The organism is Pseudomonas baetica (assembly GCF_002813455.1).
In the GTDB taxonomy this organism is placed as follows: domain Bacteria; phylum Pseudomonadota; class Gammaproteobacteria; order Pseudomonadales; family Pseudomonadaceae; genus Aquipseudomonas; species Aquipseudomonas baetica.
Map to the genome: position 1 here is coordinate 4,863,826 of NZ_PHHE01000001.1, position 22,302 is coordinate 4,886,127.

Annotated in this window: 18 protein-coding genes, 2 tRNA genes and 1 pseudogene; 8 read left to right on the forward strand and 13 right to left on the reverse strand. The window is 59.0% G+C overall.

Going from position 1 to position 22,302, the window contains the following annotated elements; translation table 11 throughout:
* Nucleotides 1-98 precede the first annotated feature (98 nt).
* Nucleotides 99-413, reverse strand: coding sequence for a DUF3077 domain-containing protein (locus tag ATI02_RS22610; protein ID WP_100847423.1), 315 nt, complete (start codon nt 411-413; stop codon nt 99-101).
* 638 nt (nt 414-1,051) lie between these two features.
* On the opposite strand from ATI02_RS22610, the gene ATI02_RS22620 reads away from it, so the two are divergent.
* Genes ATI02_RS22620 through ATI02_RS22630 form a run of 3 tightly spaced genes read left to right on the forward strand, consistent with a single transcriptional unit; the run spans nt 1,052 to nt 3,199 of the window.
* On the forward strand, nt 1,052-1,819 hold the full coding sequence (locus ATI02_RS22620; protein WP_100847425.1) for a MarR family transcriptional regulator: 768 nt from the start codon (nt 1,052-1,054) through the stop codon (nt 1,817-1,819).
* A gap of 1 nt (nt 1,820) precedes the next feature.
* Nucleotides 1,821-2,519, forward strand: a complete 699-nt coding sequence (locus ATI02_RS22625) for a hypothetical protein (protein ID WP_095188911.1) — start codon at nt 1,821-1,823, stop codon at nt 2,517-2,519.
* A complete protein-coding gene (locus tag ATI02_RS22630; RefSeq protein WP_095188912.1) occupies nt 2,516-3,199 on the forward strand; it encodes a serine/threonine protein phosphatase in 684 nt (227 codons plus the stop codon). The genes ATI02_RS22625 and ATI02_RS22630 overlap by 4 nt, the downstream gene beginning before the upstream one ends.
* A gap of 196 nt (nt 3,200-3,395) precedes the next feature.
* Here ATI02_RS22630 and ATI02_RS22635 read toward each other — a convergent pair whose 3' ends face one another.
* The 4 genes from ATI02_RS22635 to ATI02_RS22650 form a co-directional block, all read right to left on the reverse strand.
* Nucleotides 3,396-4,691: a virulence factor family protein gene (locus ATI02_RS22635; protein WP_100847426.1), complete on the reverse strand. Its 1,296-nt coding sequence runs from the start codon at nt 4,689-4,691 to the stop codon at nt 3,396-3,398.
* Nucleotides 4,691-7,330 (reverse strand): bifunctional lysylphosphatidylglycerol flippase/synthetase MprF, encoded by a 2,640-nt coding sequence (gene mprF / locus ATI02_RS22640; RefSeq protein WP_100847427.1) that lies wholly within the window; start codon nt 7,328-7,330, stop codon nt 4,691-4,693. The genes ATI02_RS22635 and mprF overlap by 1 nt, the downstream gene beginning before the upstream one ends.
* Before the next feature lie 279 nt (nt 7,331-7,609).
* Nucleotides 7,610-7,686: transfer RNA gene (locus ATI02_RS22645), tRNA-Met, on the reverse strand.
* 221 nt (nt 7,687-7,907) lie between these two features.
* Nucleotides 7,908-7,984, reverse strand: a tRNA-Met gene (locus tag ATI02_RS22650).
* Nucleotides 7,985-8,264: 280 nt separating this feature from the next.
* On the opposite strand from ATI02_RS22650, the gene dinB reads away from it, so the two are divergent.
* Nucleotides 8,265-9,326 (forward strand): DNA polymerase IV, encoded by a 1,062-nt coding sequence (gene dinB, locus ATI02_RS22660; protein WP_100847428.1) that lies wholly within the window; start codon nt 8,265-8,267, stop codon nt 9,324-9,326.
* A 102-nt stretch (nt 9,327-9,428) separates the two neighbouring features.
* Here the strand turns inward: dinB and ATI02_RS22665 are convergent, their stop codons facing one another.
* The 4 genes from ATI02_RS22665 to ATI02_RS22680 form a co-directional block, all read right to left on the reverse strand.
* Nucleotides 9,429-10,382, reverse strand: a complete 954-nt coding sequence (locus tag ATI02_RS22665; protein WP_100847429.1) for a hypothetical protein — start codon at nt 10,380-10,382, stop codon at nt 9,429-9,431.
* A gap of 17 nt (nt 10,383-10,399) precedes the next feature.
* On the reverse strand, nt 10,400-12,115 hold the full coding sequence (locus tag ATI02_RS22670; protein WP_100847430.1) for a proline--tRNA ligase: 1,716 nt from the start codon (nt 12,113-12,115) through the stop codon (nt 10,400-10,402).
* Nucleotides 12,116-12,244: 129 nt separating this feature from the next.
* A complete protein-coding gene (locus ATI02_RS22675) occupies nt 12,245-13,804 on the reverse strand; it encodes an AmpG family muropeptide MFS transporter (protein WP_100847431.1) in 1,560 nt (519 codons plus the stop codon).
* A 43-nt stretch (nt 13,805-13,847) separates the two neighbouring features.
* A complete protein-coding gene (locus ATI02_RS22680; protein WP_100847432.1) occupies nt 13,848-14,201 on the reverse strand; it encodes an MGMT family protein in 354 nt (117 codons plus the stop codon).
* Nucleotides 14,202-14,364: 163 nt separating this feature from the next.
* On the opposite strand from ATI02_RS22680, the gene ATI02_RS22685 reads away from it, so the two are divergent.
* Nucleotides 14,365-15,372, forward strand: coding sequence for a DUF481 domain-containing protein (locus ATI02_RS22685; RefSeq protein ID WP_100847433.1), 1,008 nt, complete (start codon nt 14,365-14,367; stop codon nt 15,370-15,372).
* A 154-nt stretch (nt 15,373-15,526) separates the two neighbouring features.
* Here the strand turns inward: ATI02_RS22685 and ATI02_RS22690 are convergent, their stop codons facing one another.
* Nucleotides 15,527-15,736 (reverse strand): cold-shock protein, encoded by a 210-nt coding sequence (locus ATI02_RS22690; protein ID WP_002554837.1) that lies wholly within the window; start codon nt 15,734-15,736, stop codon nt 15,527-15,529.
* Between the two features lie 354 nt (nt 15,737-16,090).
* Here ATI02_RS22690 and dcd point away from each other — a divergent pair, with 354 nt between their 5' ends.
* The gene (gene dcd, locus ATI02_RS22695) at nt 16,091-16,657 is read left to right on the forward strand and encodes a dCTP deaminase (RefSeq protein WP_007904652.1); all 567 of its coding nucleotides are present in this window, start codon (nt 16,091-16,093) and stop codon (nt 16,655-16,657) included.
* A gap of 107 nt (nt 16,658-16,764) precedes the next feature.
* Complete coding sequence (locus ATI02_RS22700) at nt 16,765-16,974, forward strand: hypothetical protein (protein ID WP_100847434.1); 210 nt, start codon at nt 16,765-16,767, stop codon at nt 16,972-16,974.
* A gap of 46 nt (nt 16,975-17,020) precedes the next feature.
* Here the strand turns inward: ATI02_RS22700 and pdeM are convergent, their stop codons facing one another.
* Nucleotides 17,021-17,677, reverse strand: a complete 657-nt coding sequence (gene pdeM / locus ATI02_RS22705) for a ligase-associated DNA damage response endonuclease PdeM (RefSeq protein WP_100847435.1) — start codon at nt 17,675-17,677, stop codon at nt 17,021-17,023.
* Nucleotides 17,674-20,163 (reverse strand): annotated as a pseudogene (locus ATI02_RS22710) (ligase-associated DNA damage response DEXH box helicase). Before ATI02_RS22710 ends, pdeM begins: the two are co-directional and overlap by 4 nt.
* Before the next feature lie 377 nt (nt 20,164-20,540).
* On the opposite strand from ATI02_RS22710, the gene ATI02_RS22715 reads away from it, so the two are divergent.
* Entirely contained in the window at nt 20,541-21,482 is a 942-nt protein-coding gene (locus ATI02_RS22715) for an IS110 family transposase (protein ID WP_100846149.1), read from the forward strand.
* A gap of 48 nt (nt 21,483-21,530) precedes the next feature.
* Here ATI02_RS22715 and ATI02_RS22720 read toward each other — a convergent pair whose 3' ends face one another.
* Complete coding sequence (locus tag ATI02_RS22720; RefSeq protein WP_095188924.1) at nt 21,531-22,295, reverse strand: ABC transporter ATP-binding protein; 765 nt, start codon at nt 22,293-22,295, stop codon at nt 21,531-21,533.
* Between the last annotated feature and the right edge of the window lie 7 nt (nt 22,296-22,302).

The following is a 22,302-nucleotide window of genomic DNA, read 5'->3' on the forward strand; positions in this document are numbered from 1 at the left end:
ATCCCCTGTGGGAGCTAGCCTGCTAGCGATGGCTGAGTGTCAGACAGCACATCTTTACCAGATCCACCGCAATCGCTAGCAGGCTAGCTTCCACAGGGTTAAGTGGTGCGTTCAGGCAGATCGATTTCAGATTCGGTCTTCGTCCGCGCAGGTCGTGGCATCAACGCCTGAATCACGTCATCAATCAAGGCCTTGCCCATCACCGTCAGGTAATGCGCAGCCCAGGCATGGCGGTCGGTGTCTTTGATGAAGTCCGCGTCCTCGGCGAAGGATTTGGCGAGGGATAGCAGGTCGGAGGATTGCGACAAGGCATTGAGGATCGGGATGCCGGAGCGGACGTTGAAGAACGCTTGATCCGAGTTGTAGAGGAAGGGGGTGAAGCCGATGGTTTTAAGATCTGATGGATGGTTCATTGTCAGTTCCCTTGATTTCGAGAGCTGCCGCATCCGATACCAAGCGAATGGGTGGCAGCTGTGCGCAGGTTGGTAAACCGGGGAATCAAGGAAACCGGCACGCCCGAAAGCGTCCCACGCACAGCTGCCATAACACTGGGGTACAGACGTGTAATACGCCTGAGTCGTGTCGGGTGCGCTGTTGCGCCTTATTCCACCGGGTTACCAAGCCCGATCGCTGAATGGGTCAGCGACGTCCGGAGAGTATCCCGTCAAAAAACAGCGCAATAGAGCGGCACAGCGTCCCAACAAGAGTTTCGGAGTTTGCCTACAAGGTCTGTGGACGTCATCCGATATTGCGAGACTGGAAGTAAACGATACTAAACGTCTGACACGAACCGACGTGTGCAAAGCATTCAGGTACGTATGACAGCATCAGCGCAACAAGAATCACAGGATGAACCGAAGGACCTTCGGCTCGAAAAGAAGGCCAGTGAACGATTGCTCATCTTTGATCTGGCCCAAGCAATCAGCCATGAAGATATGCGGGCAAGGTATGCAGCGATTAGTGATCGACCCAAGGGCTTGACGACCCGACCTCGTCAGTGAGACAAGTGTCCACGTTTTATGGAATGTGGACACTTGAGGTTTTGAGCTAAATGAAGAGTCAAGACATTTTACTTTTGTTCAAAATGGCCAGTCTCCACGCTCAGGAAGAGAATCTCTTGGGGGAGATGGAGGTCGAATCGAATTCGGACAGGGTCGAAGAGCTGCTCAGGCCCTATGTCGTCAGCCGAATGTCCGCAGGGGAGAGTGTGGGGAAGCCATTGGTTACCTATTCCACTGATGGGGAAGACACAGTCTTCCAGCGCCGCGAATTCGATTCGCCTTTCGCTGATGGGCCAGGCTGGGAGGGATGGGCGGAACCAGCATCTGATCAACCGCTGACCAGTTGGAGCGATCGGTACTCTCTGCGTGCGCTGTCTGCCTCTCTCGGACTGAGCAAAAGCGAAGTCTCAAATGCTCTCGCCCGATGCCGGGAATCCGGATTGCTCATCCATGACTACGACACCGGGCTTGCCAAAGTGCACCGCCGGGAGCTGCTGAAAATTATCGAGCACGCACTGAAGTACTTCTTCCCGGTCAAGCCTGGCGCGATGGTTCGTGGCATACCCACAGGCTTTGCGGCGCCTGCGCTGTCCAAAAGCATCAAGAGTGCGGGTGGTTTGATTCCGGTCTGGCCGGATGCGCAGGGAACCGAGCGAGGTCAAGCGATCGAGCCGCTTTACAAAACAGTGCCGGAAGCGGTGAAAAAAGACCGGATCCTTTACCACTATCTGGCGCTCGCTGATGCAATCCGTCTGGGTGGTCCGCGTGAGTGTGGTGTGGCAATCAGTATTCTGAAGGCAGGGATGGGGCTGAAATAACATGTCGTCAAACGCGGATCACAACTACGAGCTCATTGAGTTCGTGGCTGAAGGCTTGGGCGAGGCGTTTCTCGCCGAAGTTGCTTTTGTTGGCGGTTGCACAACCGCCATGCTGGTTACAGATACAGCCGTGCTGGACGACATTCGTTTCACTGATGACGTTGATCTAGTGATCGAGTTGGCCGGTGTCAGCGCCTGGAACCAACTCACCGAACGGCTGGCGGCCAAGGGATTCAAGATCACCGGTGAGGACGAGGTCAATTGTCGTTTTCGCTTCAATGACGTTGTCGTGGATGTCATGCCTTCCGACCCTGCAGTGCTCGGCTATGCCAACCGCTGGTTCGTCGAGGGGCTGGCGAGGGCCGATAAATTCACCCTGCCCAGCGGCACTGTCATCCAGATATTCCAGCCCACGTATTTTCTCGCGACGAAACTGGAAGCTTTCGCAGGTCGGGGAAATGGCGATCCTTATCACAAGGATGTCGAGGACATGATCATCTTGATCGATGGTCGGCCTGAGCTGTTGGAGGAGGTGCGCCAGACTGACAAGGACCTCAAGGCGTTCATCACAGAGGGAATCCACAAGCTGATGGCGCTCGATGGGGTTGGCTATGTAATCGAAAGTTCAGGCTCGGTGCAGGCGAATCCAGGCAGAGGGCAGATTATTCACAGGCGTATGAAAGCGTTGGCCAACGCATGAGATACCACTCCCGATCAATCACTGGGCAAGCCAGCAGGGCAAATGATGACTATGCCGGAGCGACCTGTGAGGGTGACAGTGGGATTTTTGTTGTCGCGGATGGCACTTCGAGGCGCGGCAGTGGACAGCTGGCTGAAAGCTTCGTAAACGGCGTGTTGGCGGCTCATTCCACACAGATGGAGCAGGGAGGCTATCCTGCAGAGCCCGCAGCTGTTGAGCGTCTATTGGGTTCAATACTGGCGGATTTTCATGCGTCGTTGCCTGCTGATCAGACGGGAGCCATCTGTTACCTGATTGGCTTGCTCGCTCATGGCCGACTCACCATTGCATACGAGGGAGACTGTTCATGCGGGATTGTGACGCTGGCGGGAGCCATCGAGTGGATTACGCCACCTCACTGCAAGGCTAATTGGCGACGCGATCGTTCGCACTGTGAATTGGCACAAGACCCCGCACGAAATTCGGTAACGCGATGTTTGAAGATCAATCGGGTTCCGAACCCTGATTTTGTTTGTTGTGCACTGGACGCTGTTGAGCGCTTGGTATTTGTGACTGATGGCTTTTGGGCGGACTTGACGCAAGCCCAGCAAAGCACTTTGTTGGCGGTGCCGGATAGCGACTTTAGCGTTGGCGACGATGATGTCACGTGGATAGATGTTCAGCTTGGCCAGCGAGACTGACGAGTTGCCTGAATTCAGCGCCATCCCTTGTAGGAGCGAGCCTGCTCGCGAAGGCGTAGTGTCAGTCGACGAATCTGTAAACTGACCCACCGCTTCGCGAGCAGGCTCGCTCCCACAGGGGATTTTCGTGGCTGCTGGAATGTAAAAAGCCCCCGCAACTGCGAAGTTGCGGGGGCTTTTGTGGGCGCGGCTCAGATCACTCTTCGGCGACCGAGTCCTTGCTCTGACGCTTTTCGATCAGATCCACCAGACGCTTGGCCAGCGCCGGGTAGTTCTCGTCGAAGTGGTGGCCGCCGGGCAGTTTCACCGCTTCACCCACCGCAGTCTTGTCCGTGCAGCCGCTTTCATCAGTCTCTTCTTCACCATAGATGCACACAACCTTGGCCGGTGGCAGCTTGGCCATTTCCGGGCCGGTGGCGGCTTCTTTGCCGGCGTTACCCAGCCAGCCTTCGACTTCGATTTCGAAGCTGCCGGTGCGGGCGAAGGCCAGCAGGATAATGGCGTCGACGCGTTGCTGCTCGGTGTCCGGCAGGCGGTTGTAGATCGCTGGCAATACGTCGGCACCGAACGAGTAACCGGTGAGGATGAAGCGCTTGGTGCCCCATTTCTGCCGGTAGTGCTGCATCAGTTCGGTCAGGTCCAGCGCGCTTTGCTCCGGGCTCTTGTGCTGCCAGTAGTAACGCAGGGTGTCGATGCCGACGACTGGGTAGCCGATCTTGGCCATTTCACCGGCGACGTCGCGATCGAGGTCGCGCCAGCCGCCGTCACCGGAGAGGAACAGGGTCACGGTGTCCTTGGCCTGACCGGCCGGGACTTCCACCACCGGGATCGCCAGACCGCCGTTGGCCTTGTCGCCGCCGACGAGGATTTTGCGCAGTTCGTTGTTCAGCACTTGCGGCAGGTTGATGTCGTAGTCGCTGATGCTGGTTTCGGCGTTCGGCTGATCGCGAACAAAACCCGCGCTGGCATCATCCGGGTTGTCGTTCCATGCCACCAGCCAGTGGCCGTGCGCGGCGGATTTCGGCAACAGATGAGTGCAGCCGGGTTTTTCCAGCGCGAGGTCGACGGAGATGGCCTGAGCCTTGTCGTCCTTTTGCTCGGACAACCAGCGCCAGGCCAGCACGGCGCCTGGGCCGATGCCGCTAACGAGTGTCGCCGGGCCGTTCAATTCGCGCAGACCGGTTTGCAGGGCGCGGCTTTGCAGCAGGCAGTCCTTGGGCAGAATCACCTGAACGATTTGCGCCGAGGCGCTGCGGCTCAGGGTGGTCAGTTGTTTTTCAGAGAGTTTCTGGTCGTCGTTGACCGCGACCAGCACCTGCGCCTTGGGTTTGGTGCCGGGGATGACGCGGGTCAAAACGGTGCCGTCTGCCGCCGTAATAGGTTCGAGTGTCGGTTCCGGTGCCGGACGTTTGAGGTACCAGAAACCGCCGCCGGCAATCACGGCCAGCACGATCAGTGCGGCCAGGATGTACTTCAGGGAGCGTTGAATCATCAGCGTTTCACCAATCCAGTCAAGCCGCCCGCGATCAGGGCAGCAGTGTCGGCCAGCGCCACCAGCGGATCGAGTCCGGCGGGCACGGCCATATAACGGGGTTCCCAGTCAGGCTGGAACTTGTCTTTGAAGCGGCGCAAGCCTTGGAAGTTGTACAGCTGCTCACCACGGCGGAAAACCATCGAGCCCAGACGCTGGGTCAGCGGTGCACCACGCCGGGGTTGCAACCCCGACAACGGCACCATGCCCAGGCTGAAGCGCGCGTATCCGTGACTCTTATAGTGTTGAATCAGGCCGACCATCATGAATTCCATGGTCAGCTTCGGCGCATCCGGGTGAGCGCGCATCAGGTCGAGACTGGCCAGGTCATGGCTGTAAGTCTCGAGCAGGTTGGCGAAGGCCACCGGGCGCCCTTCGAAGCGAATCACCGCGATGCGGAAATGCTTCAGGTAATCGTCGCTGAAGCGGCCGAGGGAGAAGCCTTTCTCACGCACGTTCTTGCCGGTCAGCCAGGCATCGGAAATGACTTTCAGCTCATCCATCGGCGCCTGGCCTGGCTCATGGATCTCCAGCGACAGACCGTCGCGGGTGCCTCGGTTCCAGGTGTAACGCAGGTCCTTCATCTCTTTGCCCTTGGCTTCCAGGTCAAAGCGAAGCAGGTCGACCCGGGCTTCTTCGCCCAGTTTGATCGCGGTCAGACCGATGTCCATGTAGTACGGCAGGTTCTCCGCGCGCACCTGGTAGAACACCGGGCGGGCGTGGTGAATATCGCAAAGGTCGCGGAACTGCCAGATCATCTCGGCGCGTTGCTGGCCAGGGCCGATCGGGTCGTACAGCGCCACCAGACTGCGGCCACGGCGCGCGTACATCAGGAACGCTTCGTCGTTCTGGTGAAACAACAGCGCCTTGTCACCGGTCAGGGCGAGGCCGCCGTCGGGTTGTGACGACGCCATCAGTATTTTCGCCGCACGATCGAGTTCGTCAGGCGTCGGCAGGTGAATGACCGGGCGCGCGGTGCGCAGCAGCCAGGTGAGGGCGATCACCAGCAGCAGCACGGCAGCGCCGAGCAGCGAGCGCAGGCCGCGTGGTGCGTCGGCGTCGAGAGTGAACTGCCACCACAACTGATGGCTGTACGGCACGTCTTGATAGGCGAACAGCAGCAGCCACGTCGAAGCGCCCAACACGCACAGACTGGCCACCAGATACAGCGGCGAGAACGGCAGTTCGGTCAGACGGCTCGGGCGATAGAACGAACGACGGAAAACACCCAGCAACGCGGCAGTGAGGGTCATCAAACAGGCTTCTTCCCAGTCGAAGCCTTTGAGCAGGGAGAGCAGGGCACCGACCAGCAACAGAATGGTGGTCAGCATCCACGCGGCCGACAGGCGACGGCGCAGACCCTGAGCGAGCATCAGGCACAGCACGCCGATCAGGCTGGCGCCGAAGTGCGAAGCGTCGACCAGGCGATGCGGGATCAGAAAACCGATGTGCTCCAGGCGCGTATCGATTTCAGGCGTGGCACCTGAAAACAGCAGCACCACACCGGAAAGGAACACCAGCACCGCCAGAATCGGCGCGGCCAGACCGGACGCCGCTCGCATGGTCTGAGTCTGGAACAGGCGCTGGCCTTCGTTGATCAGTAGCAGTACGCAAGCCACCAGCAGCGGCAGCACCACGTAGATCAGGCGATACAGCAGCAATGCAGCGGCCAGCGGCGCAGCGCCGAGTTTGTCGGCGAACGCTGCCAGCAGAATAGCTTCGAACACACCGACGCCACCCGGCACATGGCTCAGTACGCCAGCGGCCAGGGCCAGCAGGTACACCAGCAGGAACGCGCCGAATGGCGGCGCCTCAGGCAGCAACAGATAAAGCACGGTGGCGGCTGCCGCGACGTCGAGGGCGGTGATCACCAGTTGCAGGAAAGTCAGGCGGCGACCCGGCAGACGCAGGGTGCGGCGGCCAGCCTTGACCAGCAGGTTGTCACGATACGGTTGTTCCGGCAGACGGCGGCGATAGATGCCGATCATCAGGATGGCGCCGAGCAGCAACACGGTCACGGCCACAGTGCCGAGCAGGCCTTCCGAGAGGCCTAGCGCCTGGGAAGCGGCGGGCAGGTCACTCAGCGTCGCCAGAGCAGCCAGCGGCGGCAAGGCGCAGCCCAGCGACAAGCTGGCGAACAAGGTCATGTGCGCGACTTCCGACGCCCCCAGACCCAGTCGTGCATATAAACGGTAGCGCACCGAACCGCCGGACAGCAGCGACAGACCGATTGCATTGCCAATCGCAAACGCGGTGAATCCGCCCAGCGCCAATGTGCGCGGCGGCAAGGTCACGCCGGCATAGCGGCTGGCCGACCATTCGTAGCCGAGCAGAATAATGAAGCCGACCACGGTCGCACCGAAGGCGCCGATCAGAGCGGGTTTCGGTACGTCGAGAATCGAGTCGTGCAGGGCATCGAGATCGAGTTCTGCGAGCAGATGGCGACAGGCAATCAGGGCAATGGCGAACAGCAATAAAGTGACCGCCAGACCGATCGGTTGCCGGTATTTGCTCAACCGATCCAGCAAGCGTAAACGCTCGGGTTTGATCGGATGTTCCGCTGTGACGGTGTCTTGTGGATCAGACGAGTTGGCGCGCATCAATCACCTCTTGGATTGTGCGCGACAGGATGGAGGTATCCAGCCAAGTTACCAATCCCTGTAGAAAAAAATAATCACAAAATACTACGCCTCTCACCGGGTATCGGCGAGGGCAGTTCCTGGATTGCAGAGGCCTTGCCTGCGACTCAAGCATAGTCGCAAGTCAGCACTTCTGAAGATCCCAAGCGGTTCACTGCACAGTGACAGATCATTGTTGCGAAAGGACTTTTTCAACAGATACAAAAAAGGCCACTCTTTCGAGTAGCCTTTTTTGATGTTTGGTTGCGGGAGCCGGATTTGAACCGACGACCTTCGGGTTATGAGCCCGACGAGCTACCAGACTGCTCCATCCCGCGTCTGTGTGGCGGCATTCTACAGGCGAACGGCGAGGTGTCAACCGCTAATCCCGTAAAGGGTCAAATAAGTGTGCAATCGCGTCAAACGGTCGCAGGTGATGCGTTAAGTTTCGGAAATGCAACGAATTCCTGTTTGGCGATCCTTCTTTATAAGAAGAGGAAATCTACAAAACAGACGCGCACAAAAAAGGCCACTCTTTCGAGTAGCCTTTTTTGATGTTTGGTTGCGGGAGCCGGATTTGAACCGACGACCTTCGGGTTATGAGCCCGACGAGCTACCAGACTGCTCCATCCCGCGTCTGTGTGTCGGCATTCTACAGAGGAACGCTGGGGTGTCAACCCGCAATCTGGATAAAAACTGTTGAGGTTCAATCGGTTAGCGCTTTTCCCCGGGTGTTTTTCACGCTACAGGTCAGGCAGGACAAGGCTTTCAGCTCTATTGGCGGCCGCTCGTCGATTGAGAAAATAAATTCAAAGGACATTTCCTACCGCCTGGAAAGAACATTCATACCACTGGTGCTATATACAGGTGTCAGTGAGATACTGCCGATCCGGTTCGCCACGTTTCCTTTTCTGACATGACTCAGCGAAAAATCATCCACATTGACTGCGACTGTTTCTACGCCGCCATTGAGATGCGCGATGACCCGCGTCTGGCCGGCAAGCCGTTGGCGGTGGGTGGTTCGGCGGACCGGCGCGGGGTGATTGCCACCTGCAATTATGAAGCGCGGGCCTATGGCGTGCGTTCGGCGATGGCTTCGGGACATGCTTTGAAGCTGTGCCCGGACCTGACCATCGTCAAGCCGCGCATGGACGCCTATCGCGAAGCGTCGAAAGAAATACACACGATCTTCAGCGACTACACCGACCTGATTGAACCGCTGTCGCTGGATGAGGCTTATCTGGATGTTTCCGATAGCGCGCATTTCGGCGGCAGTGCCACACGCATTGCCCAAGACATTCGCCGGCGGGTCTCCAATCAATTGCACATCACCGTGTCTGCGGGCGTGGCGCCGAACAAGTTTCTGGCAAAAATCGCCAGCGACTGGAAAAAGCCCAACGGTTTGTTTGTGATCACGCCGGATCAGGTCGAAGACTTTGTCAGTGGTTTGCCGGTGAGCAAGTTGCACGGCGTCGGCAAGGTCACCGCCGACAAGCTGGGCAAGCTCGGCATCGTTGATTGCTCGCAGTTGCGCGAGTGGGACAAATTGGCGCTGGTGCGCGAATTCGGCAGTTTTGGCGAGCGACTGTGGAGTCTGGCGCGTGGGATCGATGACCGGCTGGTGCACAACGACAGTCGGCGTCAGTCGGTCAGCGTGGAAAATACCTACGACGTTGATCTGCCGGATCTGCGCAGTTGCCTGGATAAATTGCCAGAGCTGCTGGAAACCCTGAAAACCCGCATGGCGCGGATCGACAGCAGTTATCGACCGGGCAAGCCGTTCGTCAAAGTGAAGTTTCATGACTTTACCCAAACGACACTGGAGCAGGCCGGGGCAGGGCGGGACCTGGGCAGTTATCAGTTGATGCTGACGCAGGCGTTCAATCGCGGCGGGAAACCGGTGCGGTTGTTGGGGGTTGGGGTGAGGCTGGAGGATTTGCGCGGCGGGTTTGAGCAGATGGAGTTGTTTGAGCGTTAATTTTTCGGTGTGTGTCAGGGCCTCTTCGCGAGCAGGCTCGCTCCCACATTTGGAATGTATTCCACCCTGTGGGAGCGAGCCTGCTCGCGAAGCTTTTAGCTGTTAATTCGGGCCTGGGTCCGCCACCAGACGCCCGGCATCCCTGGTCAGCGACTTGAGAAACTCAGCCTGCAACTCAGGATCGTTACGCGTCAGTTCGATCAGGCTCTGTTCCAGCTCGCTGGCTTCTTCTTCCAGACCCAGTTCCGACAGGCGTTTGACCCGGTGTACCCACTGGCTCACTTCGTCGTCTTCCAGGTCGTCGTAAATCAGCCCGTGCGCTTCCAGCAACTTGCCACGCAGATGACTGCTGATCATCAGCGATGAGTCCGAGTGCACGTCATCCTTGGCGTCTTCAACGCTGATCTGCAATTTGCCGACATGATTGAGATCATTTTCGGCAAACGGACTGTCGAGCAGGTTCAGACGCAGCACACCGTTACGGTCGGTGGTCATGTCAAAGGTCTGCTTGCCAGCCTTGACCTGCACCGGACGCTCGCTCCACGGCAGGCTCGAATACTCCGTGCGCTTGTCGCGCTGGACTTCATCGATGCCGGCCAGGTTCTGTTGCGCGCGGCCGTTGGACTGCACGTTCATGAACGGGTTGAGCCCGGCAAAACCGTAACTCAGCCAGTCTCTGGTCACGCTGTCCGGCAGATTGCCGAGGGCGAATACGTTAACCACGTTCGCGCCGACGCCGCCGACCACCGCCACGGCACCCAGCGGAATCTCGTAGATTTCCCGCCAGGGCTGGTAAGGCGTGTACCGGTCGTAACGCCGAGTGACTTCGAACTCGGTGACTTCGAAAGTCTTCTGCTCGTTGATCTTCACGCGTCGCTGCGGCAGCTCAAGCTCCTTAGGCTCGCCGACATCAATCTGCAGGCTGTGATCGAGCAATTTTCGCTCGACCCGCTCTTCGTGCTCGCTGCGCTGTGACATGTGGTTGGCACAGCCGCTGACCAGCAGGGTGGCGCACAGGGCGGCACCACCGAGGCCTAAGGTGTTTCGCTTGAACATGACGTCTCTATCTGGTTTCAGCGGCGGATACGGGCCTGAAGGAAGGACAATACGTCGGCCACCGGCAATGCTTGCGCTTCGCCTTCGGTACGGCTCTTGTATTCCAGGTTGCCTTCGGCGAGGCCGCGGTCGCTGACCACGATCCGGTGTGGAATGCCGATCAGCTCCATGTCCGCGAATTTGATGCCTGGGCTGGTTTTCTTGTCGCGATCGTCCAGCAGCACTTCGAAACCGGCCGCCGTCAGTTCTGCGTACAGCTTGTCGGTAGCTTCGCGAACCTGCTCGGTTTCATAACGCAGCGGTACCAGGGCGATCTGGAACGGCGCCAGGGTGTCGCTCCAGATGATGCCGTTCGCATCGTTGTTCTGCTCGATTGCGGCGGCTACCACGCGGGATACGCCAATGCCGTAGCAACCCATTTCCAGGGTCACAGGCTTGCCGTTCTCGCCCAGCACTTCGCACTTCATCGCTTTGCTGTACTTGTTGCCCAGCTGGAAGATGTGCCCGACTTCGATGCCGCGCTTGATTTCCAGGGTGCCTTTGCCGTCCGGGCTTGGGTCACCGGCGACCACGTTACGCAGGTCAGCCACGGTCGGAACTGGCAGGTCACGCTCCCAGTTCACGCCGAAGTAATGCTTGTCGTCGATGTTCGCGCCGATACCGAAGTCGCTCATCAGCTCGACCGAGCGGTCGATGATGATTGGCAGCGGCAGATTCAGCGGGCCGAGCGAACCGGCACCGGCGCCAATGGCGTCACGCAGTTCGGCGTCGGTGGCCATGACCAGCGGGTTGGCAACGCCTGGTTGCTGGGCAGCCTTGATTTCGTTGAGTTCGTGGTCGCCACGAATCACCAGCGCGATCAGCTTGCCCTCTTCCTCGGCGCGCACGATCAGGGTCTTGATGGTCTTCTCAATCGGCAGATTGAATTTTTCCACCAGTGCCGCGATGGTCTTGGTGTCTGGGGTGTCGACCAAGCGCAGCTCTTCGGTTGCAGCAGCGCGCGAGGTTTCGCGTGGCACGGCTTCGGCTTTTTCGATGTTCGCTGCGTAGTCGGAGCCGTTGCTGAAGACGATATCGTCTTCGCCGGACTCGGCCAGTACGTGGAACTCGTGGGAGCCGGCGCCGCCGATCGAGCCGTTATCGGCTTCAACCGGACGGAATTTCAGGCCCAGACGGGTGAACACGTTGCAGTACGCCTGGTGCATGCGGTCGTAGGTGACCTGCAGCGAAGCCTGATCGGCGTGGAACGAGTAGGCGTCTTTCATGATGAACTCGCGGCCGCGCATCAAACCGAAGCGTGGACGGATTTCGTCACGGAATTTGGTCTGGATCTGGTACAGATTGATTGGCAGCTGTTTGTAGCTGCTCAACTCGTTGCGCATCAGATCGGTGATCACTTCTTCGTGGGTCGGTCCCGCACAGAAGTCGCGACCGTGGCGGTCTTTGATGCGCAGCAGCTCAGGGCCGTATTCTTCCCAGCGCCCCGATTCCTGCCACAGCTCGGCCGGTTGGGTGCTCGGCATCAACACTTCCAGAGAGCCGGCAGCGTTCATTTCTTCACGAACGATGGCTTCAACCTTGCGCATCACTCGCAAGCCCATCGGCAGCCAGGTGTACAGGCCCGAGGCGAGTTTGCGGATCATGCCGGCGCGCAGCATCAGCTGGTGGCTGATCACGACCGCGTCGGAAGGCGTTTCTTTCTGTGTGGCGAGCAAAAATTGACTGGTGCGCATGGTTGGCCGTTGTCGGTTGCTATGACTGGAAATGACGGAGCAGTGTACCGGCGAGTTTTGCTGACGTACAGGCGTGCGGCCGGTGGAGAGGTTCAACGGCGGGATTCCTCCCGCCGTTGGCGAAATGTCTTACGACTCTTCGGCAACCGGTGTCGGTACCGGCTCGGGCTTGGGCGTGGGGCCCTCGCGGCGGCTTTCCTGGAACCAGTGCAGGGCGATCAGCACCAGCGTCGGCACGCCGAGCAGGGCGGTGATCAGGAAGAAGTTGTGATAGCCGAACTTCTCCACCATCACCCCGGAGTAGCCGCCGATCAGGCGCGGCAACAGCAGCATGATCGAGCTGAGCAGGGCGTATTGCGTGGCGGAGAACTTCAGGTTGGTCAGGCTCGACAGGTAGGCGACGAATGCCGAGGTCGCAAGGCCAGAGCTGAAGTTGTCGAGGGAGATGGTCACCACCAGCATCTTCAGGTTCGGGCCCATGTCGGCGAGCATCAGGAACAGCAGGTTGGTGCCTGCCGAGGCTGCGCCGCCGATCAGCAAGATCGGCAGGATCCCGAAGCGCACGATCAGCAGGCCGCCCATGCCGGCGCCGACCAGGGTCATGATCAGGCCGAAGATCTTGCTGACGCTGGCGATCTGGTCTTTGGTAAAGCCCTGGTCGATGTAAAACACGTTGGCCATCACCCCCATGACCGTGTCCGACATCCGATAGGTGGCGATCAGCCCGAGCAGCAGCAGCGCTTGCCAGCGGTAGCGCAGGATGAAGTCGTTGACCGGCGTCAGTACTGGCGCCAGTCCACGACGACCCATGGCTGACAGGCACGCCCAAGTGAGCAGGGTGTAGAGAATGGCGCGCAGGAAGGCACGGTCTTCGAGCAGCAGGTCGAGCGGACTGACGCCTTCGAACAGCACACTGGCGAAGTCGGTATTGTAGAGCTGAGTGAACATCGCCGGCACGGACACCAGCAACACGATCAGTACGAACACCGACATCAATTGATGCATGAAGGTGTAGCGGCCCGCCTGCAATTGCGTACGTAGCGGCACCGGCGGTTCGCGCATCAGCAGGGTGGTCAGCAAGGCTGGGATCATCAGTGCGCCGAACAGCGCGTAGGTGCCAGCCCAGGCTGAGTGTTGATAATTGAAACCGGTAGAGCCGAAGCCTTCAGCGAAGAACAAGGCGCCAGCGGTGGCGAGCAGGGCGGCGACGCGGTAGCCGGACATGTAACTGGCAGCCAGCGCGGCCTGGCGGCTGTCGTCGGCGATTTCCAGACGATAGGCGTCAACCGCGATGTCTTGGGTGGCGGAGGCGAAGGCGACGACAACGGCAATGGCGATCAACCAGGACAGATGCTTCTGCGGATCGCAGAAGCCCATGCCGATCAGGCCGAGGATCACCAGTGATTGCGAAAGCACCAGCCACGAGCGGCGACGGCCAAGCTTGCCCAGCAACGGCAGGCGCCATTGGTCGAGCAGTGGTGACCAGACCCATTTGAACGCGTAGGCCAGGCCGATCAGGCTGGCGTAGCCGATGGTTTCACGGGCCACACCGGCTTCACGCAGCCAGACGGAAAGCGTCGAGAACACCAGCATGTACGGCAGGCCGGCGGCGAAACCGAGCAACAACAGCACGAGCGTCGAAGGACTGGCATAGGCGGCGAGCGCGGCGCGCCAGGTTTTACGGGGCATGGGCTGAAGTCTGCCTCAAGATTGCGAAAACAAAGCGCGCACTCTAACCGCTGTGCTCTACCGGACGCCAGCCATGGCGCTGAATATCCACACGATTGTTCAGGACGGTGATGCCCTCCATGCGTAACCGTGCTCGCTGTTCATCACCAGATGGGCTACCCACGGGCAAGCTGATCCGGCCGCCGGCGCCCAGCACTCGGTGCCAGGGCAGCCTGGTATCGCCGGGCAATTGGCTCAAGGTACGGCCGACCCAGCGCGCGGCGCGCCCCAACCCGGCCAGTTCAGCCAATTGACCATAGCTGACCACTTTGCCTTCGGGCACTTGCGCGAGCGTCGAGTAGAGCGCCGTGCGTCGGATTTGCGCTTCACTCTCGCCTTCATGGATCGGGTCTGTCACCTACACGGTTCCTGAGCATGAGTGGGTTAATGGCTTAAGCGTAATCCCTCATCGCGCGGATGAGAAATGAACTCAATAGAAATAGTTCGGTCAGTCCTTGTCATGGTCTTATTCCTACGGATAATGCCGGCCTTTTTCGCAAACTTGAGCCTCCGATTTGCTTATGTTTTCCAGAACCTTGCTGTGCCTTGCTGTTTTCAGTGCGTCCACGCCCTTGCTTGCCGATACCGTCTGGTTGAAGAACGGTGACAAGTTGAGCGGCAAAATTACCGTGTTCGATGGCGGCAAACTCTTGGTTCAGACCCAATACGCTGGTGCGGTCTCGATCGACTGGAAAGAGGTCAAGACCCTGGAAAGTGACCAGGAGTTGCTGGTCAAGCAGGATGCCTATAGCGGCGAAAAGGCCAAGTCGCTGACGGCTGCCGACGATGGCAAGGTCACGCTGGCCAACGGTGAAGCGCCGAAAACCGTGGAGCTGGCAAGCATTCAGCAAATCCTCAAGCCCAAACCGGTGGTCGAGGATCTGGTGTGGAAGGGCAATGTCGATCTGGCGCTGGATTACCAGCGCGCGGAAAAAGACACCGACGATTACGACATCGGCTTCAAGACTACGGCGCGCCACGGTCGCTGGCGGCACACCGCCGAGGGCGAATACAACCGTGAAGTGCAGGATGAAGTGACCACCACCGACAACTGGCGCGCCGAGTACGCACTCGATCGCTTCCTGACGGATAAGTGGTTCTGGCAAGGGCGCCTGAATTACAAGCGTGATCACGTTGAGGAGCTGTCCCGTCAACGAGTCGTCGGTACGGGTCCGGGTTATCAGTTCTGGGATGACGAATTGGGGGCGTTCTCGCTCGGCTCGCTGTTGAACCGTACCGACTATCAATACAGCGATGGCAGCAAGGACAACTTCTATTCCGTTGCGATGAAGTGGGACTACAACCGCTACCTGATCGGCAAGAAGGTCGAGTTCTTCACCAATGGCGAAGTCGGCAAGCCATTGTCCGGCGTAGCTGACTATGCGCTGGATGCCGAGCTGGGCTTGCGCTACAAGGTCACCGACTGGGCGTCGCTGAACCTGAAAGCGGAGCGCGACATCATCAGTGGCACCAACGATGCGGATTTGAACAAGACCCGTTACACCGCAGGGTTTGGCGTGGCCTGGTAAGGCAAAAACAAAAAAATCGCAGCCTGCGGCAGCTTCTACAGAAATCAATGTAGGAACTGCCGCAGGCTGCGATCTTTTTTTGCGCCTGAAAAACAGACGCCCACAAAAAAGCCCCGCTTTTAAGGGCGGGGCTTTTTTCTAAAGAAGCTACAAGTTAGATAACTTGTACTTCTTCAGCTTGCATGCCTTTCTGACCGCGGGTAGCGATGAAAGAAACCTGTTGGCCTTCTTTCAGGCTTTTGAAGCCGTCGGATTGGATAGCTTTGAAGTGAACGAACAGATCGTCACCGGATTGTGGAGTGATGAAGCCGAAGCCTTTTTCATCGTTGAACCACTTAACGGTACCGGTTTGGCGATTAGACATGGTGTAACTCCTTGAACAAAGATAACTGCGACTCAGGAAGAACCCTGGCCGAGACTGAGTGCAAAGAGCAGGAAAAATTCTTGTAGATGGTTGGATCGAAATTCAACATATCGTGTAGAGATTCTCAGTGACACAAGCAACACAGTGACGCCACCTTAACCCTTTTTCCGAGAAGTGCCAATGCTTCTTGCGAAGGTTTCTCTGTTTTCGGGATCGGCGGTGTGACGGTTCGTCGCCAAAGCCCGTATTTCATGGGTGTTCGGCGAGAATTGCACCGCGCACTTTGAACCCGGCGGCGCGCCCGGTAAGATGCCGGACAGAATTTTTCCACCTCGCTATTTCAGGACACCCGCCATGAGCATCAAATCGGACAAGTGGATTCGCCGCATGGCGCAGGAACACGGCATGATCGAACCTTTCGTCGAGCGTCAGGTGCGCGGCAGCGACGACAGCCGGGTGATCTCCTACGGTGTGTCGAGCTACGGCTACGATGTGCGTTGCACCAACCACTTCAAGGTGTTCACCAACATCAACTCAGCCATCGTCGACCCGAAAAACTTCGACGCCGGCAGTTTCGTCGACATCCACAGCGACGTCTGCATCATCCCGCCGAATTCCTTCGCACTGGCCAGCACCGTCGAATATTTCCGTATTCCGCGCAATGTACTGACCATCTGCCTGGGTAAAAGCACCTACGCGCGTTGCGGCATCATCGTTAACGTCACCCCGCTGGAGCCTGAGTGGGAAGGCCACGTGACTCTGGAATTCTCCAACACCACCAACCTGCCGGCGAAAATCTACGCCAACGAAGGCGTGGCGCAGATGCTTTTCCTCGAATCCGACGAGGAATGTGAAGTCTCCTACAAGGATCGTGGTGGCAAGTACCAGGGCCAGCGTGGCGTCACTCTGCCGCGTACCTGAGTCGTCCATCCGGCAATTGTCGGGAATTCTTTGGCGGGCAGACACTCTATGGGGTGTACTGCCCGTTTTTGCTTGTGCCGAAACGGGCCTTGGCCGAGGAGTGCCCTATGAAGATCGATCCGCATATCACCGCCGAACTGGCGAGGCTTGAGCCCAATCAGATTGGCGTTTTAGCCTGGTCCTTGCTGGCACACCCGTCCATCAGCATGGCTGGCGGAATACCCGGTCAACCTGACCCCGATACCCCCAACGAACAACCGGTCGAGCCGGGTGAACCGACCCTTCCCGACGAGCCGCCACCGGTGCCTGTGGCCTGATCCCGATGGGCAATGAATGGCCAGTCAGTTGAAGTCCGCCAAGACTTCAACTGACTGGCCATATTTCGTTATCGCCAATGACAAAAATCCTGCAGCTCTCTTCGTGATCGACCGGATAACGGCCGGTAAACGCGCCAAACGCTGGCATCAGGCTGATGCGCTCGCCGAGCCTGAAGCACGCCAGACGCAAACTCTGCCGCCCCTTGCCATGCAGTCGATAGACCGGGTGCACATGACCGGCCAGCACATGCCTTTCAGCATGGGGGTCAGGCTCGTGCTGCAAGGCGAACGGTCCTAGCAGCAGCGGCTCCGGTACCACGCGAATATTTAACGAGGCCGGCGGGTCGCCCGCGCGTTTGTCGTGATTGCCACGAATCAGCGTCATCGGCAGATCGGCGTGGCGCGATCGCCATTCAGACAGCGCGCTTAAAGTGCCCGCCGCATGCGAGCCGGGCCCATGCAGGAAGTCGCCCAGAAATATCAGTTGTCGGCAGGGCAGTTTCGCCAACAGCCGATCGATCAACGCAATATTGCTCGCCGTGGTGCCTTGCGGGACGGGTTGGCCGAGGCTGCGATAGGCTGCCGCCTTGCCGAAATGCACGTCGGCGATCAGCAACGCTTGCTGTTCAGGCCAATACAGGGCTTTTTCCGGCAACAACCAGAGTTCCTCGCCAGCCAGGCGTACCGGGTAGGGCGCGTTCATGTGCGGTTAGCCTTGTCGGCGGATTTCTCCAGATCACCGACCATCCGTCTGATCCGGTCGGCGAGTTTTTCCGAGCTCATGCTTTCGCGCATGCGCTCCACCAATAGCGGGAAGCCTAGCGGTGTAGGACGTTTGATTTGATGCACATCCAGTCTCATCCGATTTATGTGCTCCAGTGTCTGTTCCAGTCGGCGAATATCCAGTTCTTCCCGTAGGACTTCTTCCCCGGCCTGCGCTAGCAGCAGGTTGCCTGAGTCATATTGTTTGAACACTTCGAAGAATAAGCCGCTGGAGGCCTGCACCTGTCGGGTGCTTTTCGGTGCGCCGGGGTAGCCGGCGAATACCAGCCCGGCAATCCGCGCGATTTCCCGAAAACGCCGCAGCGCCAGTTCTCCAGCATTAAGGCTGGCCAGGACATCGCGCAAAAGGTGATCGGGGCTGAGCAGTTCGGCATCGAGCTGTTGCGACCAGTCCACCGGCGTGGCGCTGAGTAACTCCAGACCGTAATCGTTGACCGCAATCGAGAACGTCACTGGCTGACGCTGGCTGATCCGCCATGCCAGCAGACTCGCCAGCCCCAGATGCACCTGACGCCCGGCAAACGGGTAGAGGAAAAGGTGCCAGCCCTCGCGGGATTTCAGCACCTCGGCCAGCAGGTTGTCGGTGGTGGGCAGGCCAGACCCGCGCGCCTGGGTTTCCAGCAATGGTCGCAACGCCTGCATTTCCGGGCCGACGAACTCACCCCGCGCGGCGTCGGTAAACCGTGTCACCACCGCTTCGGCCAACTCGTTGGAGAGCGGCATGCGTCCGCCATTCCAGCGCGGTACGGCGGCTTTTTTCGCGGTGCTGCGTTTGACGTACGCGGTCATGTTTTCCACCCGTACCAGCTCCAGCAAACGCCCAGCGAAGAGAAAACCATCGCCCGGTTTGAGGCGCGCGATAAAGCCTTCCTCGACGCTGCCCAACTGCTTGCCACCGCCGCCCTTGCTCCAGAACTTCAACTGGATGCTCGCGTCGCTGACGATGGTGCCGATGCTCATGCGATGGCGCCGGGCCAGCCGTGCATCGGGCACGCGCCACACACCATGCTCGTCCGGTTCGACCCGGCGATAATCCGGATAGGCCGTCAGAGACATCCCGCCATGGCGTACGAAAGCCAGTGCCCAAGCCCAATCCGCGGCTGTCAGGTCACGATAGGCCCAGGCACCGCGGACTTCTTCGTACAGCTCATCGGGTAAAAATCCGCCGCCCAGCGCCATGCTGACCAAATGTTGCACCAGCACATCCAGCGGTTTGTGCGGCGACCGGCGCGGTTCGATGCGCCGTTGCTCGACGGCATCGCGGGCAGCGGCGGCTTCGATCAGCTCAAGGCTGTGCGTCGGCACCAGCGTGACCCGCGAGGTACGCCCCGGTGCATGGCCAGAACGCCCGGCGCGCTGCATCAAGCGCGCGACACCTTTGGCCGATCCTATTTGCAGCACGCGTTCCACCGGCAGGAAGTCCACCCCCAGATCGAGGCTCGACGTGCATACCACGGCTTTCAAGTGCCCATCCTTCAACGCCTGCTCCACCCAGTCTCGGGTATCACGGGACAGCGAGCTGTGATGCAAGGCGATCAATCCGGCCCAGTCCGGCCGTGCCTCAAGCAGCGCCTGATACCAGATTTCCGACTGTGCCCGAGTGTTGGTGAACACCAGGCTGCTGGCGCAGGCATCGAGTTCGGCGACCACTTGCGGCAGCATCTTCAGACCGATATGCCCGGCCCATGGAAAGCGTTCGATGGTGGGTGGGAGCAGGGTGTCGACCTTCAGGGATTTTTCGCTCTGGCCCTGAATACTTACGCCGCCGCCCTGTGGGATCAGCACCTGTTGGGCGTGGGATTGATTACCGAGTGTCGCGGAAACGCCCCAGACGATCAGTTCAGGTTGCTAGTGGCGCAGGCGGGCGAGCGCCAATTGCAACTGTACGCCGCGTTTGTTGCCGAGCAACTCGTGCCATTCGTCCACCACGATCATGCGCAAGGTCGACAACGCAGTGTGAGCATCGGCGCGGGCGAGCAGCAGCGTCAGACTTTCCGGCGTGGTGATCAGTGTGGTCGGCAGGCGCCGGCTCTGGCGCGCACGTTCGCTGCTGCTGGTGTCACCGGTGCGCAGGCCGATGCTCCACGGGAGCTGCAAGTCATCGACGGGCGTTTGCAGGGCGCGCGCGGTGTCGGCGGCGAGGGCGCGCATGGGGGTGATCCATAACACCGTCAGCGGGTCGGTAACCGGTTTGCGTTTGCGCGATGTTTCAGCGACGGGAACGGATCGGGCGAAGCGATTGAGTGCGGCAAACCACACCGCATAGGTTTTACCGGCGCCGGTGCTGGCGTGCAGCAGTCCTGATTCGCCGTTCTTGACGGCGGCCCAGACCTGTTTCTGGAAGGCGAACGGCTTCCAGGCGCGGGCGCTGAACCAGGTTTTTGCGAGGTCAGGGGATTTCGCCATGCGGGCTGCGCGCGCTCTGGAGGGGTTATTCCAGTGACCGCAGTGCCCACTGACAAGTTTAATTTCGTCAGTAGATGAATATCCTTGTGGGAGCGAGCCTGCTCGCGAAGACGTTGTCACATTCAACATCATCGTTGACTGACAGACCGCTTTCGCGAGCAGGCTCGCTTGTATGGTAGGACTTGAAGGGAGGAGGAGGGACAAGGCTCGATTCTGACTGTTGACGCAGCACAGACCGTGGGAGATTTCGCCCCTCCTCCTTTCACCCAAGCGCCGATAAAGAATGCATCTGGCTAGACCGACGATAGGAACAAGCCTGCGCCTCTGGGTGAACCCTTCAAGTGCTCAAACCTTATCCCGGAGGAAATCCTGTGGCAATGCCAGTCGCTCTATCAAATCCGATCGTTGGCGTGGATGTCGCCAAAAATGAACTGGTGATTTATCAGGCCGATAGCGATCTGCTTGAAGCGATTCCCAATACCAAAACATCCATCAAGCAGTGGCTGAAGGCCTTGCTCGTCCCCGTGTCTATTGCCATTGAGGCAACCAACATCTACCACCTGGAATTCGCTGATTTGGCCTATGCGGCCGGTTGCACGATTTACATGGTGGGCGGCTATGAACTCAAACACTACCGCGAAGGCGTGAAGATCCGCGCCAAAACCGACGCCTTGGACGCCAAGCTGCTGGCCCGTTACCTGAAGAACGAAGCCGAGGAGTTGCACCCCTGGACCCCGCCATCACCGCTGTACCGCCAGCTCCTGAGCCTTTTCCGCCGCCGCGCGGCTTTGGTCCAGGCAAGGGTCGGCCTGGTGCAGAGCTGGTCGAATGAGCCGCTGTTGAAGGCAGCTTTTGCTGAACAAATAAAATCCATGCAGCGGCTTGAAACGATGATCGAAAAGACGATCAACGATCAGCTCAAACAAGCCGGTTTGCTCGGCCAATTGAAGCGTTGCCTGAAAGTTGAGGGCATTGGATTTCTGACCGGAGCGCGCCTGCTCACGGCGTTTCAGCGGGGAGAATTTAGCAACGCGGATGCGTTTATCGCCTTCCTGGGCATGGATTTACGGGTATCGAAATCAGGGCAAAAGGACGGTCGCCGCAGCTTGACCAAGCGCGGAGACCCCGAGGCCCGCCGACTTTTGCACAACGCAGCGATGTCGGCTAGCCGTACGATAGCCTGGAAAGGGTTTTACGAAGCCCAGAGAGCACGGGGTTTCAGCACCACGCAGGCGTTGGTGATGCTGGCTCGCAAACTTGCTCGGGTGGTATTCGCCTTGCTGAAAGGGCAAAGCGAATATCAGACAAAAGTCAGTTGAGGGCTTCCCCTCAACCATAGAATCTCCCACAGATTTTATCTGTGCAGGTTACTTCAGGTTGCCGCTAAGAAATTGCTTCAGGCGCTCACTCTTTGGATTGCCTAGCACATCCTCTGGCGCGCCTTCTTCTTCCACCAATCCCTGGTGCAGAAACAGCACCTGGCTGGAGACCTTGCGCGCGAAGCTCATTTCGTGAGTCACCATGATCATGGTCCGGCCTTCCTCGGCCAGGCCCTGAATCACCCGCAACACTTCACCCACCAGTTCCGGATCCAGCGCCGACGTCGGCTCGTCGAACAGCATGACTTCCGGCTCCATCGCCAACGCTCGGGCAATTGCCACGCGTTGCTGCTGGCCGCCGGAGAGAAACGCCGGGTACTGATCCGCTACACGCGCCGGCAAACCGACCTTGTCCAGATAGCGCCGCGCGCGATCCTCGGCTTCCTGTTTGCTGCAACCCAACACCCGGCGCGGGGCCATGGTGATGTTTTCCAGCACGGTCATGTGGCTCCACAGGTTGAAGTGTTGGAACACCATGGCCAGGCGGGTGCGCAGGCGTTGCAGTTCATCGGGGTCGGCGACGTGCATGCCGTGGCGGTCGGTGATCATGCGGATGGCCTGGCCATCGAGGCTCATGGCGCCGTCGTTGGGTTGTTCGAGAAAGTTGATACAGCGCAAAAAGGTGCTTTTACCCGAGCCGCTGGCGCCGATCAGGCTGATCACGTCGCCGGTCTTGGCCTTGAGCGAAACGCCTTTGAGCACCTGATGGTCGCCATAGCTTTTGTGCAGGCCTTCAACGGTCAGTTTGTACATGGGACAG